The organism is Pseudomonas sp. 8AS, assembly GCF_902506505.1.
In the GTDB taxonomy this organism is placed as follows: domain Bacteria; phylum Pseudomonadota; class Gammaproteobacteria; order Pseudomonadales; family Pseudomonadaceae; genus Aquipseudomonas.
In genome coordinates this window covers 396179-412057 of sequence record NZ_LR733406.1, presented here as the reverse complement: position 1 = coordinate 412057, position 15879 = coordinate 396179, and the positions used below count along the sequence as shown (strand labels likewise).

At 68.0% G+C, this 15879-nt stretch carries 16 protein-coding genes; 10 read left to right on the top strand and 6 right to left on the bottom strand.

The genetic code is table 11. The features are described 5' to 3' along the window. The first annotated feature begins 40 nt into the window (after positions 1-40). Positions 41-616 carry a TetR/AcrR family transcriptional regulator gene (locus GV001_RS01850; RefSeq protein WP_160077559.1) on the top strand — a complete coding sequence of 192 codons (576 nt, stop codon included), beginning with the start codon at positions 41-43 and terminating at the stop codon, positions 614-616. Between the two features lie 110 nt (positions 617-726). Here GV001_RS01850 and GV001_RS01845 read toward each other — a convergent pair whose 3' ends face one another. Next, positions 727-1359, bottom strand: a complete 633-nt coding sequence (locus GV001_RS01845; RefSeq protein WP_160077557.1) for an FMN-binding negative transcriptional regulator — start codon at positions 1357-1359, stop codon at positions 727-729. Between the two features lie 160 nt (positions 1360-1519). Between GV001_RS01845 and GV001_RS01840 the strand changes: the two genes are divergently transcribed. From GV001_RS01840 to GV001_RS01825, 4 genes are all read left to right on the top strand, one after another. Beyond that, positions 1520-2359 (top strand): Tim44 domain-containing protein, encoded by an 840-nt coding sequence (locus GV001_RS01840; protein WP_160077555.1) that lies wholly within the window; start codon positions 1520-1522, stop codon positions 2357-2359. Between the two features lie 128 nt (positions 2360-2487). Continuing rightward, positions 2488-2856: a VOC family protein gene (locus GV001_RS01835; RefSeq protein ID WP_160077553.1), complete on the top strand. Its 369-nt coding sequence runs from the start codon at positions 2488-2490 to the stop codon at positions 2854-2856. A gap of 11 nt (positions 2857-2867) precedes the next feature. Next, complete coding sequence (locus tag GV001_RS01830) at positions 2868-3302, top strand: 3'-5' exoribonuclease (RefSeq protein WP_160077551.1); 435 nt, start codon at positions 2868-2870, stop codon at positions 3300-3302. A 150-nt stretch (positions 3303-3452) separates the two neighbouring features. Next, a complete protein-coding gene (locus GV001_RS01825) occupies positions 3453-5456 on the top strand; it encodes a PhoX family phosphatase (protein ID WP_160077549.1) in 2004 nt (667 codons plus the stop codon). Positions 5457-5675: 219 nt separating this feature from the next. Here GV001_RS01825 and GV001_RS01820 read toward each other — a convergent pair whose 3' ends face one another. Continuing rightward, entirely contained in the window at positions 5676-6140 is a 465-nt protein-coding gene (locus GV001_RS01820) for an aminoacyl-tRNA deacylase (protein WP_160077547.1), read from the bottom strand. A gap of 145 nt (positions 6141-6285) precedes the next feature. Between GV001_RS01820 and GV001_RS01815 the strand changes: the two genes are divergently transcribed. Further along, entirely contained in the window at positions 6286-6693 is a 408-nt protein-coding gene (locus GV001_RS01815) for an SMI1/KNR4 family protein (RefSeq protein ID WP_160077545.1), read from the top strand. Between the two features lie 69 nt (positions 6694-6762). On the opposite strand, the gene GV001_RS01810 is transcribed toward GV001_RS01815, so the two are convergent. The 4 genes from GV001_RS01810 to GV001_RS01795 form a co-directional block, all read right to left on the bottom strand. Beyond that, positions 6763-7455 carry a sensor histidine kinase KdpD gene (locus GV001_RS01810; RefSeq protein ID WP_160077543.1) on the bottom strand — a complete coding sequence of 231 codons (693 nt, stop codon included), beginning with the start codon at positions 7453-7455 and terminating at the stop codon, positions 6763-6765. Next, positions 7452-9056: a tetratricopeptide repeat-containing response regulator gene (locus GV001_RS01805; RefSeq protein WP_160077541.1), complete on the bottom strand. Its 1605-nt coding sequence runs from the start codon at positions 9054-9056 to the stop codon at positions 7452-7454. The genes GV001_RS01810 and GV001_RS01805 overlap by 4 nt, the downstream gene beginning before the upstream one ends. A 200-nt stretch (positions 9057-9256) precedes the next feature. Then, a complete protein-coding gene (locus GV001_RS01800; RefSeq protein ID WP_160077539.1) occupies positions 9257-9919 on the bottom strand; it encodes a GntR family transcriptional regulator in 663 nt (220 codons plus the stop codon). Between the two features lie 146 nt (positions 9920-10065). Then, positions 10066-10836, bottom strand: a complete 771-nt coding sequence (locus GV001_RS01795; protein ID WP_160077537.1) for an SDR family NAD(P)-dependent oxidoreductase — start codon at positions 10834-10836, stop codon at positions 10066-10068. A gap of 122 nt (positions 10837-10958) precedes the next feature. Here GV001_RS01795 and GV001_RS01790 point away from each other — a divergent pair, with 122 nt between their 5' ends. The 4 genes from GV001_RS01790 to GV001_RS01775 all read left to right on the top strand — a co-directional run bounded on the left by GV001_RS01790 (position 10959) and on the right by GV001_RS01775 (position 15784). Beyond that, entirely contained in the window at positions 10959-12350 is a 1392-nt protein-coding gene (locus tag GV001_RS01790) for an aspartate aminotransferase family protein (protein ID WP_160077535.1), read from the top strand. 141 nt (positions 12351-12491) lie between these two features. After that, the gene (locus GV001_RS01785; RefSeq protein WP_160077533.1) at positions 12492-13859 is read left to right on the top strand and encodes a glutamine synthetase family protein; all 1368 of its coding nucleotides are present in this window, start codon (positions 12492-12494) and stop codon (positions 13857-13859) included. Positions 13860-13900: 41 nt separating this feature from the next. Next, positions 13901-14659, top strand: a complete 759-nt coding sequence (locus GV001_RS01780; RefSeq protein WP_160077531.1) for an SDR family NAD(P)-dependent oxidoreductase — start codon at positions 13901-13903, stop codon at positions 14657-14659. 648 nt (positions 14660-15307) lie between these two features. After that, entirely contained in the window at positions 15308-15784 is a 477-nt protein-coding gene (locus tag GV001_RS01775; protein ID WP_160077529.1) for an acyl-CoA thioesterase, read from the top strand. The last annotated feature ends 95 nt before the right edge of the window (positions 15785-15879 follow it).

The following is a 15879-nucleotide window of genomic DNA, read 5'->3' as shown; positions in this document are numbered from 1 at the left end:
CCTCCGCTCAGCCAGCATACTGGTGAGCGGAGGTGAGCCCATGCCCCGCGCGACCCCATCCGCCGACAAGATCCTCGACTGCGCCCTGCACCTGGCCGACCGCTGCGGCTGGGAGCGCTTGCACCTGCATGAGGTCGCCGCCGAGCTGGACAGCGACCTGGCCGCCATCGCCCGCCACTACCGACAGAAGGACGACCTGGTCGAAGCCTGGTTCGACCGCGCCGACCAGGCCCTGCTGGCCCGCGCCAAGGGGGCCGACCTACCCGGCCTGAAGACGGAGAAACGCCTGGAGGAACTGCTGGTCGCCTGGCTGGCCAGCCTCGCCACGCACCGCGCGGTGACCGGGCAGATGCTGCTGTACAAGCTGGAGCCGGGGCATATCCACCTGCAGCTCGGCGGCCTGCTGCGCATCAGCCGTACCGTGCAGTGGTGGCGCGAGGCCGCGCTGCGGCAGAACCTGCACCTCTCCCGCATCGCCGAGGAGAGCCTGCTGAGCGCCGCCTACCTGCGCACCTTCGTGCACTGGCTGCGCCACCCCGAGGAGGGCGAGGCCGAGCTGCGCGCCCTGCTGCGCCGCCAGTTGCGCTGCGGCCCGCTGCGCTGGCTGCTCAGGTAGGCACCCCGGCTTGTGTGGGAGCGGCTTTAGCCGCGATGCCTTTTCCCTGCCAAGCATCGCGGCTAAAGCCGCTCCTACAGAGAATCACCCCGCGCTTCTGCTCCGGCCGCTCAGGGCAGGCGCTGCATGCACTCGGCCAGGCGCCGCTCGCTGTCCCGCGGCGACGCGGCCAGGCCGTCACGTACTCCGGCGAAGTCGGCGGCGCTCTTGTTCTGGCTGAGCTTGAAGCTGCCCTCGATGCGGCTGATCGGCAGGGCGAAGCCGACGATGGCGCGCAGCATGCTGTCGATATAGTCGGCCGGCGCATCGCTCACCGCCCACGGCCGTTCGCGGCGCCGCTCGTGCTTGTCGCTCAGCGCGCTGACCAGCGCCAGCAGGCGCTCGCGCTCGTCGAACACCTCGGCGCGACCATGGGCATGCACCGCCTGGTAGTTCCAGGTCGGCACCGCCTTGCCGTGCTCGGCCTTGGTTGGGTAGAAGCTCGGGCTGACATAGGCCTCGGCGCCCTGGAACACCACCAGCACCTCGGCGCCATCAGCCAGGGCACGCCATTGCGGGTTGGCCCGGGCGAAGTGACCGTAGAGGGTGCCGAACTCGCCCTCGCCGGGCACCAGCAGCAGCGGCAGATGGCTGGCCTGCAGACCCTGCTCGCCCTGGCAGACCAGCGTGGCCATGCCACTGTGCTCGATCAAACCGTGCAATTCGGCCAGCTCGCTGACGGCAAACGCCTTGGGGATATACATGCAGACACCTCGGGGCAAACAAGCAAGGCACAGATGTAGCGCAAGCCCGGCAGAGCGAACAGACACAGTTGTACATAAATCCGGAAACACACTGGGCTGGCCTTTGCCCGCCGGACTGGGCAGGATGGCGCGCGTACCACCACATTACCGGGATACCCTCATGCAGCGCTTTCTCAGCATCGCCCTGGCTCTGTGCCTGGGCCTGACTCTCAGCCTCGACGCCAGCGCCAAGCGCATGGGCGGCGGCAAGACCTTCGGCTCCGCGCCGACCCACCAGACCCGCCAGGCCGATGCGCCAACCGCCGCACCGACCACTGCCACCGGCACTGCCGCCACCGCCGGGCGTACCGCGCCGGCCGCCAGCGGCGCTTCGCGCTGGCTCGGCCCGCTGGCCGGCATCGCCGCCGGCGGCCTGCTTGCCTCGATGTTCATGGGCGACGGCTTCGAAGGCATCCAGCTGCTCGATATCCTCCTGCTCGGCCTGGTCGCCTTCGTCATCTTCCGCCTGATCGCCTCGCGCCGTCAGGCCCATGGCCAGCCGGCCATGCCCGGCGGCATGCAGCGGCAGATGCCGCAGCAGGCGATCTTCGGTGCTGGCGGCGCAGCCGCCCGTCCGGTGATCAAGGCGCCGGCCTGGTTCGACGAGCAGCGCTTCATCGCCGCCGGCCGCGAGCACTTCCTCGCCCTGCAGCAGCACTGGGACGCCGCCGAGATGGACAAGATCGGCGAATTCGTCACCCCGCAGATGCTCAGCTTCCTCAAGGAAGAGCGCGCCAGCCTGGGTGAAGGCTTCCAGTCCACCTACATCGACGACCTCGACGCACAGCTCGACGGCATCGACGAACTGGCCGACAAGACCGTCGCCACCCTGACCTTCCGCGGCGTGGCCAAGACCTCGCGCTTCGACCAGGGCGAAGCCTTCAGCGAAAGCTGGCGCATGGAGCGGGTCAACGGCGAGAACCAGCCCTGGCTGGTGGCCGGCATCCGCCAGAACGGCTGATCCACATGCGTTACGAAAAACCCGGGCCCGGCCCGGGTTTTTTATGCCCGTTGCCAGCCAGGCGCATTTCGCCTTGTACTTGCCTCGGCTTGCGCTAGATTCTGCCCACCCCCCACGAGGACATCGTCATGATCGGATACTCAATGATCGGCACCGCCGACCTGGACAAGGCCAAGGCCTTCTACACCGAGCTGCTCGCCGAACTGGGCGCCAAGCTGGTGATGGATGTCGGCCGCGCGGCGTTCTACGGCAAGGCCATGGACCAGCCGATGCTGGGCGTGTGCCTGCCCTACGACAAGCAGCCGGCCAGCGTCGGCAATGGCAGCATGATCGCCCTGCCTGCCGGCTCGCGGGACAACGTCGACAAGCTGTATGCCAAGGCCATCAGCCTCGGCGCCAGCGACGAAGGCGCCCCCGGCGAGCGCATGCCGGGCTTCTACGCCGGCTACTTCCGCGACCTCGACGGCCACAAGCTGGCCTTCTTCCACATGGGCTGAAACCTGCGCGCATGCACACCCTGTACCTGGACACCGAGTTCACCAGCCTGAGCGCCGACTACCGGCTGATCAGCCTGGCCCTGGTCGATCCGGACGGCGCCGAGTTCTATGTGGAACTCAGTGACGGCTGGGACGCTGCCGACTGCTCCGAATTCGTCCAGGCCATCGTCCTGCCCCAGCTCGACCTGGCCCGCCACGGCCACAGCCGCAGCCAGGCCCGCGCCGCCCTGCAGCAATTCCTGCAGGGCTACAGCGCCGTGGAAATCGTCAGCGACGCCCTGGCCTGGGACTGGCCGCTGCTGCTCGAACTGTTCGGCCGCCCCGGCCTGCCCGCCCATGTCAGCTGCCGGGAAGACACCACGCTACTCAGCGACCTCGACGAGGCGGCCATTCCTCACCACGCCCTGCTCGATGCGCGCCTGATGAGCCGCGCGGCAAAACCCTAGGGCTTCGCCAGCACGACGGGCACAACGAGCACCACGACAAAGGTTAACCCGCGCACAAAGCATCGACTCGCCACACAAGCGTCACGCTTCCGTCTTCTTCCCTCGCTAGCGTCAGGGCTCCGTCGCCATCCTCCCAGAAGGAACCGAACCGTGAGCCTCGACCCCCACCACGCCGTGCTGTTTGGCAGCGGCGATGAACTCCCCAGCAACCACTCCCACAACCCGCACCTGAGCGAGCTGATCGACCAGCGCCGCCGCCAGCTGCTGGCCGGCGGTGCGGCCCTCGGCGCCCTGGGTTTCCTCGGCGTCGGCCTGCCGCAGGCGGTGGCAGCCGCCGAGCCGGCAAGCGCCGCGCGGCCGCCGTTCGGCAAGCGCAACCGCCTGCCGTTCGACGCCGTGCCGATCAGCCGCGCCGACGCCATCACGGTGCCGGCCGGCTACCGTGCCACGGCCTTCGTGCCCTGGGGCACGCCGATCTGCGGGCGCTACCCGGCCTTCCTCGAAGACGCCAGCAACAGCGCCCAGGACCAGGCCGAACAGGTCGGCATGCACCACGACGGCATGCACTTCTTCCCCCTCGACGCCCAGCGCAGCCTGGTCGGCGGCCGCCAGTCCAACCACGGCCTGCTGGTGTTCAACAACGAATACATCGACGCCCCGTTGCTGCACCCCAACGGCCCGACCACGGTGGACGGCAAGCGCAGCTCGCCGGAGGAAGTGCGCAAGGAAATCAACGCCCACGGCGTGACCATCATCGAGATCCGCCGCGACGTGCGCGGCGACTGGCAGCTGGTGCCGGGCCGCTACAACCGCCGCGTCACCGCCGCCACGCCGATGCAGATGGCCGGCCCGGCGCGCGGCCATGCCCTGCTCAGAACCCTGCACAGCCCGGACGGCAGCGCCAGCCGCGGCACCCAGAACAACTGCGCCAACGGCTACACGCCCTGGGGCACCTACCTGACCTGCGAGGAAAACTGGGCCGGCTACTTCGCCAGCCGCGACGCCGACCTGCCGCGCGAACTCAAGCGCTACGGCCTGCGTTCGAGCAGCCGCTTCGGCTGGGAGACCCTGGCCGGCGACGAATTCCAGCGCTTCGACGCCACCCGCAAGGCCGCCGACGCCAGCGGCGACTACCGCAACGAACCCAACCACTTCGGCTGGATCGTCGAGATCGACCCCTTCGACCCCGACTCCACCCCGCTCAAGCACAGCGCCCTCGGCCGCTTCGCCCACGAAGGCCTGATCTTCGCCCCGGTGCAGGCCGGCAAGCCGCTGGTGTGCTATTCCGGCGACGACTCGCAGAACGAATACATCTACAAGTACGTCAGCCGCGCCAAGTACCGGCCGCTGCTGCGCCAGCCGGGGCGCCTGCTGGACGAGGGCACCCTGTACGTGGCCCGTTTCAACGCCGACGGCAGCGGCGACTGGCTGGCCCTGGACATCCATGACGCAGCCTTCCAGGCCGCCTGCAGCGCCGCCGGGGTGAGTTTCGCCGACCAGGGCGAAGTGCTGATCAACACCCGCCTGGCCGCCGATATCGCCGGCGCCACCAAGATGGACCGCCCGGAATGGGGCGCGGTCAACCCGGACAACGGCGAGGTGTACTTCACCCTGACCAACAACAGCTCGCGCACCACGGCGGACGCCGCCAACCCGCGCGCGGCCAACCCCTACGGGCACATCATCCGCTGGCGCGAAGACCGCCGCGACCACGCCGGCCAGCGCTTCGCCTGGGACCTGTTCCTGCTCGCCGGGCCGCAGGCCGACAGCCGCGGCCCCGGCGGCGCGGCGCTGGACGAGAGCAACATCCTGGCCAGCCCGGACGGCCTGTGGTTCGACCCGGACGGGCGCCTGTGGATCCAGACCGACATGAGCGGCAGCCAGCTGGCCAGCGGCCCGTTCGGCCACAACCAGATGCTGGTGGCCGACCCGCGCACCGGCGAGATCAAGCGCTTCCTCACCGGGCCGATCGGCGCCGAAGTCACCGGCATCAGCGCCACGCCGGACTTCCGCACCCTGTTCGTGAATATCCAGCACCCCGGCGAAGGCTCCACCGCGAGCAACCTGCTCAGCACCTGGCCGGACGGCCCCGGCCGCCGCCCGCGCTCGGCCACCGTGGTGATCACCCGCGAGGACGGCAAGCGCCTGCTCTGAATGGTGGTTAGCGAGCTTGGCCCCTGACAGGTCTCTGCTGCGCACCCATGTGTCCCGGCTGAACACACGGCGCACCCTACGGCAGCCTGGCGTGCAGCGCTCAGTGCGGGCGCCCGCCCCGGCGCACCCGCCGCCGCGCCAGCGAACGGCGGAACCAGAAGCACGGCGGTGTCGTTGGCGGCAGTGGCGGGCCGGCATGGCCGCCGCGACCCTTGCGGCTCAGTGACACAGCTCGCACACCTCGGCGTGCGGCACCAGCTTGAGGAACTGCTCCATCTCCAGGTGCACCAGGTTCTCGTGGTCGCCGGCCTCCAGGTAGATGTCCTGTTGCCGGGTCAGCTGCGGGTCGATCAGCATCGGCATGCCATAGGGCTCACCCAGGGCCGGTACCGCACCCACCTCGCAATCGCTGAACAGGCCGGCGACGGCCGCCTCGTTGCTCAGTTGCCAGTCCACCTTGTTCTGCCGCACCCGGCCCAGGTTCAGATGGCGGCTGGCCGGCACCACGGCCATCAGGAAACGCCCGTGGCGGTCGTCGAGGATCACCGGCTTGGCCACCCGCTCGGCCGGCACATAGGCCACCCGGGCCGACTCCAGGCTGGTGGCCGAGCGCGGATGGGCCACCAGTTCGAATTTGCAGCGCGCACTGGCCAGGCTGCGCTGTACGGTTGTTGCCATGCTCATCTCACACCTCCCGGCCCCGGCCCTTGCCGGGGCGCTCCAGCAAACATCCTTCCTACTGTACAAATTTTAGCCAATTCGCCGGCGCTTTTTCCTCCCGCCGCGCACTACTGTATAAAGCCCATCCCATTGCACGAGGACCGTCCCCATGGAAGAAGTCATCGAACAGCTGCGTGAACTCAACGAGCCGGTGCCGGTACCCCTGGAGCTGCCGGACGAGGAAACCCTGGTGGAAATCCAGGAACAGATCCTCATCCACCTGCCCTTCGAGCTGCGCGAGTTCCTGCTCAAGGTCAGCGACGTGGTCTACGGTCGCCTGGAGCCGGTCACCGCCGCCGACCCGCAGTCGCACACCTACCTGCCGGAAGTCGCCTCGGTGGCCTGGGACCTCGGCCTGCCGCGCGACCTGGTGCCGCTGTGCCAGGACGGCCGCGACTACTACGCCGTGGATGTGGAAGGCCAGGTCTGGCTGTGGGACGGCGACGAAGGCGAACTGACCGACGAGAGCTGGGACTCGGTGTGGCACTGGGCCCGCGACGTCTGGCTGGAAAGCTGAAAAGCGACACCCCGTAGCGGACGCCGTGCGCACGGCGCACCCTACGCAGGCATTGGCGGCAGGGGCGTATCAGGGCAGATAGATGCGGAACTCGCCGCCGCCCAGCGGGCCGCCGTTGCTGATCGCGATATGGCCGCGCACGCCGTTGCGCTCGTGCAGTTCGGCGATGCGCCCGGCGAAGTACAGGCCCAGGCCGGTGCTGCCGGTGCTGTGGTTGAGGCTGAGCACGTAGTCGGACTGCTCGGCGAGCATGGCCGGCGGGTAGCCCTGGCCGTCGTCGCAGATCGACAGCACCAGCCCCTCCGGCTCCTGCCAGGCGCGCACCAGCAGGGCACTGCGCGCATAGCGGATGGAGTTGGTGATGATGTTGGCCACCACCGAGCCGAGCAGTTCCTGGTCGAAGAAGCCCAGCAGGTCGAACTCCGCGACCTCGCAGCGCGCCTGGATATGGCGGCTCTGCAGCACCTCGTGGTGGCGCGCCAGCTGCGCCTCGATGAAGTCCTCCAGCTCGTGGTAGGCCGGGCGCAGCGGCAGCTGGTTGACCCCCAGCTTGTACAGGCCGAGCAGCTGCACCAGCATGCCGTTGAGGCGGGCGAACTCGTACTCGATGATGCCGTGCTCGCGGCCGTGCAGCAGGGCCTCGGGCATCTGCTGCAGCCACTGGCCGTGGGTCTGGGTGAGCATGGCCAGGGAGTTCTTCATGTCGTGCACGGTGGAGGCGATCACCGTGGAGAAATCCAGCCCGTCGCGTTCCCCGCTCATGCGCCGAACACCCGCCGGCGCAGCTGCTGGTAGCGCTCGTAGCGCGGGTCGCCGGGCGGCATCCGGTTCACCGCATCCAGGCAGCGCCGGCACTCCTCGAGCACGCCCGCCGCCGGCTGCTCGCCGCCCAGGCGCAGCAGCGACTGAGCGACGTTGAGGGCGATGCTGATGTTCTTCGGCTGCAGCGCCAGGGCCCGGCGAAACAGTTCCAGGGCATCGCCGAAGCGACTCAACTGGTAGGCGCGCACGCCCTGGCGATTGAAGTCGATGGCCTCCTGGCCGGCGGCGAGGATCTGCGGATCGTCGGTCTGCCTGGCGACCTTCTGCAGCACCGCCGGGTCGTCGCCGTAGATCTCCATGCAGCTCTTCAGCAGGCTGTCGCTGGCTGCCGCCTGGCCCAGCGCGCGCAACTGGCCGGCGACCTGCAGGGCGGCATCGGCGCAGAAGAACTGCGGCAGCTCGGCCATGCGCGCCACCACCTCCTCGGCCAGCCTGGCCGCCCGCGCCGGCTCGCCGGATTTGCCCAGGGCCCCGGCCTGCATCAGGCTGGCGCGCACCTGCAGGGCCGGGTCCTCGCCGTAGTATTTGTCCAGCTCGCCCATGGCCTGGCCGATCTCGGCCTGCACGCGCTTGTCCAGACTCTCGTCGCCGGCCTCGGCCAGCAGCGCCTGGGCCAGGCCCAGGTAGCTTTCCGGGCTCTTGAAGCGCGAGTTGCGGCCCTGCTCCATGGCCTGGCGATAGGCCTTGGCGGCACTGCCGAAGTCCTCGTTGTCCAGCGCCAGCTGGCCCAGCTGCATCTGCCGGCGGATGGCCAGCGGCGACAACTTCACCGCCTCCTCGAGAACCGCCTGGGCGCGCTGGTTCTCGCCCTGGGCCGCGAGCACCGCGGCCAGGCCGTCGTACAGCCCCGGCTGCATCGGGCAGGCCGGCAGCGCCCGCTCGTAGACTTCGCGGGCGCGGCCCAGCTCGCCGCGCGCCTGCAACAGGCGACCGAGGGCCAGGTAGGCCCAGGGCATGGCGCGGTCGGCGAGCACGGCGTTGAGCAGCTTCTCCAGTTCGGCGTTGCGCCCCAGTTCGCGCAGGGCGCCGGCCTGGTAGCGCTGGCACAGCGGCACGAAGCGCCGGTCCTTGCGGCTGAGGGCGTCGCAGGCGGCCAGCACGGCGGCCGGATCGCCCTTGTCCAGCGCCTGCAGGATCGGCTTGAGCGCGGCCTTGCGCTCCATCAGCCTGTCCAGGCGCTGGACCAGGCTGGCGCGGTTGAACGGCTTGGTCAGGTAGGCGTCCGGCTCGTGCTCCAGGGCGCTGAGGACCATGGCCTGGCTGCTTTCGGCGGTGACCATGACGAAGATGCACTGGTGGCTGATCAGCTTGCCGACCAGCAACTCCTCGAGCACCTGCTGGCCATTCTTGCCGGCGCCCAGGTTGTAGTCGTGCAGGATGATGTCGTAGCGTTTCTGCCGGCACAGGGCCAGGGCCTCTTCGCCGCGGTCGGCGGTGTCCACGTCGCGCGCGCCGATATCGCGCAGCATGGCCTTGAGCGAGCTGCGGAAATCGGAAAAGTCGTCGACGATCAGAAAGCGCGTGCTGCTGTAATCCGCCATCGGCTGGATCCTTGTACGGCCGCAAAAGTCACTGCAGTGTAAGAGCCTGCTCACGATCTCGCGAGCTAGAGCTATACAAGGCAAAAGCAGGCGAGGAAGCGCAGTTTACAAACTGTAAATGAGCTTTCCGAGCCTGTTTTTAACGCAGTAGAGCCGACGCGCAGCAGAGCGTGAACAGGCTCCAGGGCATGAATTGCCCCTCAACGCGCCGCTACCTCGCCCGGCTCCAGCTCCAGCAGGTTGAGGAGGAACCGGGCGAAGTAGATCAGGTCCTGCTCCATGGCCTGGCGCGCGGCCTTGGCGTCGCCGGCCTCGATGGCGGCGAAGGCTTCCTCGTGGAAGTCGTTGAGGCGCAGCGACAGGTCGGCGCCGGTGAACAGGCGGTTGAAGAACGGGCCGATCTGCAGCCACAGCGACTCGATCGAGCGCAGCAGTACCGGATTGCCGCAGGCGCCGTACAGGCACAGGTGGAACTGGCTGTTGGCGTCCAGGTAGGCCTGCACCTGGCGCTGCTCGATGGCCTGGTCCATGCGCGCCACGCAGTGGCGCAGCTCGGCCAGGTTGGCCGGGCTCAGGCGCGGGGTGGCCAGTTCCACCGCCAGGCCTTCCAGGCCCAGGCGCACCTGGAAGATGTCCTGGTAGCGCTGGCGGGTCATCGGCGGCACCCGCACCGAGCGCTGCGGCTCGCCTTCCAGGGCGCCCTCGGCGACCAGGCGCTGCAGGGCGGCGCGCACCGGCATCGGGCTGGTGCCCCACTCGGCGGCCAGGTCGCGGATCTTCAGCCGCTCGCCGGGCTGGAAGCGCCCGGCCAGCAGGCCTTCACGAATTTTTTGGTAGAGCTGGTCCTGCAGATTGTCGGCCATGGTCATTCACCTTTGGCCGGTGGCGCGGGGAGTTGGGCGAGGGTCAGCGAGCAGTTGCGCATGGTGATGTCCTTGTTGGGTTTGGCCGTAGGGTGCGCTGTGCGCACCGGGACTCGGCTCGGGCTGGCTGGTGCGCGCGGCGCACCCTACGGGGCCTTGTTTTCGATCAGGCAGTTGCCACCGTCGACTACCAATACCTCGCCGGTGATATAGCTGGCCTCGCGGGATGCCAGGAAGGCCACCGCCGCCGCCACTTCCTCCGGGCGCCCGGCGCGGCCGATCGGGGTATAGGTGCCGGCATGCCGTTCCTCTTCCGTGGAGGAACCCGTGGCGATCCAGCCGGGCGCCACGCTGTTGACCGTGATGCCCTGCTTGCCGACCTCCAGGGCCAGGCTCATGTTCATCCCCAGCATGGCCGCCTTGGCCGCGCTGTAGGCCGACTCGCCGGGATTGCTGCCGCGGGTGCCGGTGGTCGAGCTGATGTGCACGATGCGCCCGTAGCCACGGGCCTTCATCCCCGGCAAGACGCTGCGGGTGAGCAGGAAGGCGCTGGTCAGGTTGCGTGCCAGCGACAGGTTCCAGGTCGCCAGCTCCATGTCCGCCACGTCGGCGAACGGCTCCGGGCTACCCACCATGGCCATCCCGGCGTTATTCACCAGAATGTCGATATGGCCGAACTGAGCATGGGCCCACTCGGCCAGCGCCTTGACCTGCGCTTCGTCGGTGAGGTCGGCGGCCATGGCGCGAGCGTCTATACCTTCAGCCTGCAGCTCGGCGGCACGCTGCTGGATGCGCGCACTGCTGGCGGTGATCAGCACCCGCACCCCCTGCTGGCCGAGGCGGCGGGCGATGGCCATGCCGATGCCGCTGTCGCTGCCGGCCCCGCTGATCAGGGCCACTTGCTGTGTATTGTCCATTTTTATCGCAACCTGTGATCACAAATTTAGGAAAATCTAGCGCAATACGGTTTAAAAGACACCTATTGACTTATTTGTGATCACAAACAAAGATGTGCAGAAATTCGAACGAGGTGTTCAACATGACTGCCAGTGGCATCAGCCAAGCCGCCGTAGCAACCTTTGCCAGCCGCGAGCGCCAGCGCTTCATCGAGCGCAACCCCAAGTCCGTGACCCTGGCCGAGCGCGCACGCCACTCCCTGTACGGCGGCGTGCCGATGCACTGGATGGCCGACTGGTCGACCCCGGTGCCGCTGTTCGTCGAGCGGGCCAAGGGCGCGCGCTTCTATGACGTCGACGGCCATGAGTACATCGACTTCTGCCTGGGCGACACCGGCACCATGTTCGGCCACTCGCCGGACCCGATCGCCAAGGCCATCGCCGAACAAGGCAACAACGGCCTGACCACCATGCTGCCGGGTGAGGACGCGGTGGTCTGCGGCGAGCTGTTGGCCGCGCGCTTCGGCCTGCCGTTCTGGCAGGTCACCGCCACCGCCACGGACTCCAACCGCTACGTACTGCGCTGGGCGCGGGCGATCACCCAGCGCAAGACCCTGCTGGTGTTCGACGGCTGCTACCACGGCACGGTGGATGACGTGATGGTGCGCTGCATCGACGGCGAAACCGTGCCGCGCTCCGGCCTGGTCGGCCAGGCCTACGACCTGACCCAGTACAGCCGCTCGATCCCGTTCAACGATGTCGCCGCCCTGGAAGCCGCGCTGGCTAAGGGCGACGTCTGCGCCCTGCTCTGCGAGCCGGCGATGACCAATATCGGCATGGTGCTGCCCGAGCCGGGCTTCATGCAGAAGTGCCGCGAGCTGACCCGTAAATACGGCGCGCTGCTGATCATCGACGAGACCCACACCATCTCCACCGACATCGGTGGCTGTACCCAGCTGTGGAACCTCGACCCGGACTTCTTCGTGGTCGGCAAGCCGATCGCCGGCGGCGTGCCGTGCGGCATCTTCGGCTGCAGCGCGGCGATGGCCGAAGCCATGACCGCCGCGCGCAAACGTGCCAGCGAAGGCAGCCACGGCCACGGTCACAGCGGCATGGGCACCACATTGTCGGCCAACGCCCTGGCCATGCACTGCATGCGCGCCAACCTGGAACAGGTGATGACGCAGGCCGCTTACGCACACATGCTGCCGCTGGCCAAGCGCCTGGCCGACGGCTTCCGCAGCCTGATCGGCAAGCACGAGCTGCAGTGGTCGGTCACCGAGCTGGGCGCACGCAGCGAGTTCCAGTTCTGCCCGGTGTCGCCGAAGACCGGCGCCGAGGCCGAAGCCGCCTTCCACGACGAGCTGCAGATGGCCCTGCACCTGTACCTGATCAACCGCGGCATCCTGATCACCCCGTTCCACAACATGACCCTGTGCTGCCCGAGCACCACGGCGGACGACGTGGACAAATTGATCGGCATGCTCGACCAGGCCCTGACCGAGCTGCTGGCCATCCCCGGCGCCCGCGAGTAACCCCACCCATGGCTGATCGTGCCCACGCTCCGCGTGGGCACGCAGGCAGCGACGCTCCGCGTCGCATGGGGCGCAGAGCGCCCCGGATAGGTTCCCACGCAGAGCGTGGGAACCATCAATCCACCTGACAGAGAAACCACCATGCAATTCGCCAATCCCCAGGAAGCCCGCGACTTCCTCGCCGCCCATCCCGAAGTGCGCAGCATCGAGCTGATGCTGATCGACGCCAACGGCATCCCGCGCGGCAAGCTGCTGCACCGTGACGAACTGCTGGCCATCTACGAGAACGGCCGGCCGCTGCCGAGCTCGATCCTGGCGCTGACCATCCAGGGCGAGGACGTGGAAGAAAGCGGCCTGGTCTGGGAAGTGGCCGACGCCGACTGCTGGACCTACCCGCTGCCCGGCAGCCTGACCCTGCAACCCTGGCGTGCCACGCCCACCGGCCAGCTGCAGGTGAGCATGCACCCGAGCCAGGGCCTGCCGGCCGCCCCGGCCGATCCACGCCACGTGCTGGTACGCGCCATCGACCGGCTCAAGGCCGACGGCTACCACCCGGTGATGGCGGTGGAGCTGGAGTTCTACCTGCTGGACAAGACCCGCGACGCCAACGGCCGCCCGCAGCCGGCGCTGCAGGCCAACGGCGTGCGCCCGCAGGCGCCGCAGGTGTATGGCGTGTACGAGCTGGAGCAGCTGCAGCCGTTCCTCGACGACCTCTACGCCGCCTGCGAAGTGCAGGGCCTGCCGGTGCGCACGGCGATTTCCGAGTACGCCCCGGGCCAGGTCGAACTGACCCTGGAGCACCGCTTCGACGCGCTGCAGGCCATCGACGAGGGTGTGCGCTACAAGCGCCTGGTCAAGGGCGTGGCCAACAAGCACGGGCTGCAGGCCTGCTTTATGGCCAAGCCGTTCGGTGACCTGGCCGGCAGCGGCCTGCATATGCACGTGAGTTTGGCGGATGAACAGGGCAACAACCTGATGGCCAGCGAAGACCCGCACGGCACACCGCTGCTCAAGCACGCCATCGGCGGCATGATGGCCACGCTGAATGATGCCCTGGCGATCTTCTGCCCCAACGCCAACTCCTTCCGCCGCTTCCAGGCCAACAGCTACGCGCCGCTGGCCAAGAGCTGGGGCGTGAACAACCGCACCGTGTCGTTCCGCGTACCGGGCGGCCCGGCCAACAGCCGGCATGTCGAACACCGCATCTGCGGCGCCGACGCCAACCCCTATCTCGCGGCAGCGGCGATTCTTTCCGGCATCCATCACGGGATCAAAAACCAGATCGATCCGGGCGAGGAAATCATCGGCAACGGCTACGAACAGGCCCGCGAGACCCTGCCCACCGACTGGCTGACCGCCCTGCGCACCCTGGAAAATTCGACCTGGGCCAGGGAGGCACTGGGCGAGGACTTTCTCAAGGTATTCCTGGCGATCAAGTGGGCCGAGTTCCGCCAGTTCATGGGCGAGGTCGGCGAGCAGGACTGGCGCTGGTATCTGACCCACGCCTGACCCTACGCAAAGCCTAATTCTTTCCGCATACGGAGCCTGCCATGCCCCAACCCGTCGTACTGATCACCGGCGCCGCCGGCGGCCTCGGCCGTGCCCTGGCGCAACGCTTTCACCAGGGCAACTGGCGGGTGGTGGTGACCGACCAGAACAACGCCGGCCTCGCCGAGCTGGGCCACGAGCTGCCGCTGGCCGGCTCCATTCCCGCCGACCTGCGCACAGCCGAGGCCTGCCGCGAGGTGGTCAGCCGCGTACTCGGCCGGGTCGGCCGGCTGGATGCCCTGGTGAATGCCGCTGGGGTATGGCGCGAAGGGCCGGTGGACGAGTTCAGCGAAGAGGATTTCGACCTGCTCATGGCGGTCAACCTCAAGGCCCCCTTCTTCATGTGCTCGGCGGCCATTCCCCATCTCAAGGACAGCAAGGGCGCCATCGTCAATATCTCCAGCGATGCCGGGCGCCAGGGCAACCAGAACGCTGCGGCCTACTGCGCCAGCAAGGGCGGCCTGACCCTGCTCGGCAAGACCCTGGCGCTGGATCTGGCGCCCTTCGGCGTGCGCTGCAACACCGTATCGCCCGGCGATATCGACACGCCGATGCTGGCCTTCCAGGCCGAGCGCTACGGCAATGGCGACCCGCTGGGCTACTACCGCAGCCTGCTGGCCAAGTACCCGCAGGGTCAGGCCGCGCGCTTCGTCCAGCCTGGCGAGGTGGCCGAGCTGGCGTACTTCCTCTGCCAGCCGGGCGCCAGCGCCATCACCGGCGCCGACCTGGCCATCGACCTGGGCCTGTCGGCCGGCAAATAAACGCCGGTCGGGCGCAGCTTTTGTGGAAGCGGATTTATCCGCGATAAGGCCACCGCAGTGCCTGACTCAATCGCGGATAAATCCGCTCCCACTCAAAAGCACTTGCACAGGGATAGGGCCTCGCCGCACTGCCGGTTTTGCGGTGGCAACCAGCTCGCACCTGTCGGCACCCCGCCACAGCAGCGCTACCGCCAACCCGCCATCGCCCAGACCAAAGTGCGCGCCAATGCCCAGCGCTCCGCCGCAGTGCACGGGGCACCCAAAGGCAGCACAAGCAACGGGCTGTAACGCAGGGCGGTGAACATCAGGGGCGCCTCCTGGCGACTAGCAAGCACGCGGCTTAGGACCTGTTTACGATCTTCTGAATTAGAGCCAGACAAGGCAAAAACGGCCGAGGAAGCGCAGTTTACGAGTTGTAAATGAGCACTCCGAGGCCGTTTTTAACGCGGTATGGCCGCGAGTCAGGAGATCGTAAACAGGTTCTTAGCGGGCCGCGGGCGGATCGGAGATACTGCGCGGCTGCCGCGGCCGCAAACTTGCATGGCCCGGCGCGCTGGCCCCGCGAAGATCACCCGCAGCACCTATAACAATAAGCAGACCCGCAGGACTGCACAGGCCGGCACTTCCTTACTTGCCTATGAGAAACGCATGGAACTTGGAACCAACAAACTGTCGATGACCGTCCTGATGACCCCGGACATGGCCAACTTTTCCGGCAAGGTGCATGGCGGCACCCTGCTCAAGTACCTCGACCAGGTCGCCTACGCCTGCGCCAGCCGCTATGCCGGCAGCTACGTGGTGACCCTGTCGGTGGATCAGGTGATCTTCCGCGAGCCGATCAACGTCGGCGAGCTGGTGACCTTCCTCGCTTCGGTCAACTACACCGGCCGCACCTCGATGGAGATCGGTATCAAGGTGATCACCGAGAACATCCGCGAGCGCTCGGTGCGCCACACCAACAGCTGCTTCTTCACCATGATCGCGGTGGACGACAACGGCCAGTCCCAGCCCGTGCTACCCCTGCAGCCGACCACCGCCGACGAGCAGCGGCGCTTCTCCCAGGCGCAGCAGCGCCGGGCCATCCGCGAGGAGCTGGAGCAGCGCTACCTGGCCCTCAACGCCTGAGTCGCGCCCGCGCCCGCGGCAGCCGCCACGGGCGCGCATCCGGGCACCCGCCGATGGCCTCGTCGGCCGACGCTAACCAAGAAGCCGGGCCGTCG

Bases quoted from the DNA above. Each gene is read 5' to 3' on its own strand.
- GV001_RS01850 (WP_160077559.1), top strand. From the start codon at position 41: ATGCCCCGCGCGACCCCATCCGCCGACAAGATCCTCGACTGCGCCCTG.
- GV001_RS01845 (WP_160077557.1), bottom strand. From the start codon at position 1,359: ATGTATATCCCCAAGGCGTTTGCCGTCAGCGAGCTGGCCGAATTGCAC.
- GV001_RS01840 (WP_160077555.1), top strand. From the start codon at position 1,520: ATGCAGCGCTTTCTCAGCATCGCCCTGGCTCTGTGCCTGGGCCTGACT.
- GV001_RS01835 (WP_160077553.1), top strand. From the start codon at position 2,488: ATGATCGGATACTCAATGATCGGCACCGCCGACCTGGACAAGGCCAAG.
- GV001_RS01830 (WP_160077551.1), top strand. From the start codon at position 2,868: ATGCACACCCTGTACCTGGACACCGAGTTCACCAGCCTGAGCGCCGAC.
- GV001_RS01820 (WP_160077547.1), bottom strand. From the start codon at position 6,140: ATGAGCATGGCAACAACCGTACAGCGCAGCCTGGCCAGTGCGCGCTGC.
- GV001_RS01815 (WP_160077545.1), top strand. From the start codon at position 6,286: ATGGAAGAAGTCATCGAACAGCTGCGTGAACTCAACGAGCCGGTGCCG.
- GV001_RS01810 (WP_160077543.1), bottom strand. From the start codon at position 7,455: ATGAGCGGGGAACGCGACGGGCTGGATTTCTCCACGGTGATCGCCTCC.
- GV001_RS01805 (WP_160077541.1), bottom strand. From the start codon at position 9,056: ATGGCGGATTACAGCAGCACGCGCTTTCTGATCGTCGACGACTTTTCC.
- GV001_RS01800 (WP_160077539.1), bottom strand. From the start codon at position 9,919: ATGGCCGACAATCTGCAGGACCAGCTCTACCAAAAAATTCGTGAAGGC.
- GV001_RS01795 (WP_160077537.1), bottom strand. From the start codon at position 10,836: ATGGACAATACACAGCAAGTGGCCCTGATCAGCGGGGCCGGCAGCGAC.
- GV001_RS01790 (WP_160077535.1), top strand. From the start codon at position 10,959: ATGACTGCCAGTGGCATCAGCCAAGCCGCCGTAGCAACCTTTGCCAGC.
- GV001_RS01785 (WP_160077533.1), top strand. From the start codon at position 12,492: ATGCAATTCGCCAATCCCCAGGAAGCCCGCGACTTCCTCGCCGCCCAT.
- GV001_RS01780 (WP_160077531.1), top strand. From the start codon at position 13,901: ATGCCCCAACCCGTCGTACTGATCACCGGCGCCGCCGGCGGCCTCGGC.
- GV001_RS01775 (WP_160077529.1), top strand. From the start codon at position 15,308: ATGGAACTTGGAACCAACAAACTGTCGATGACCGTCCTGATGACCCCG.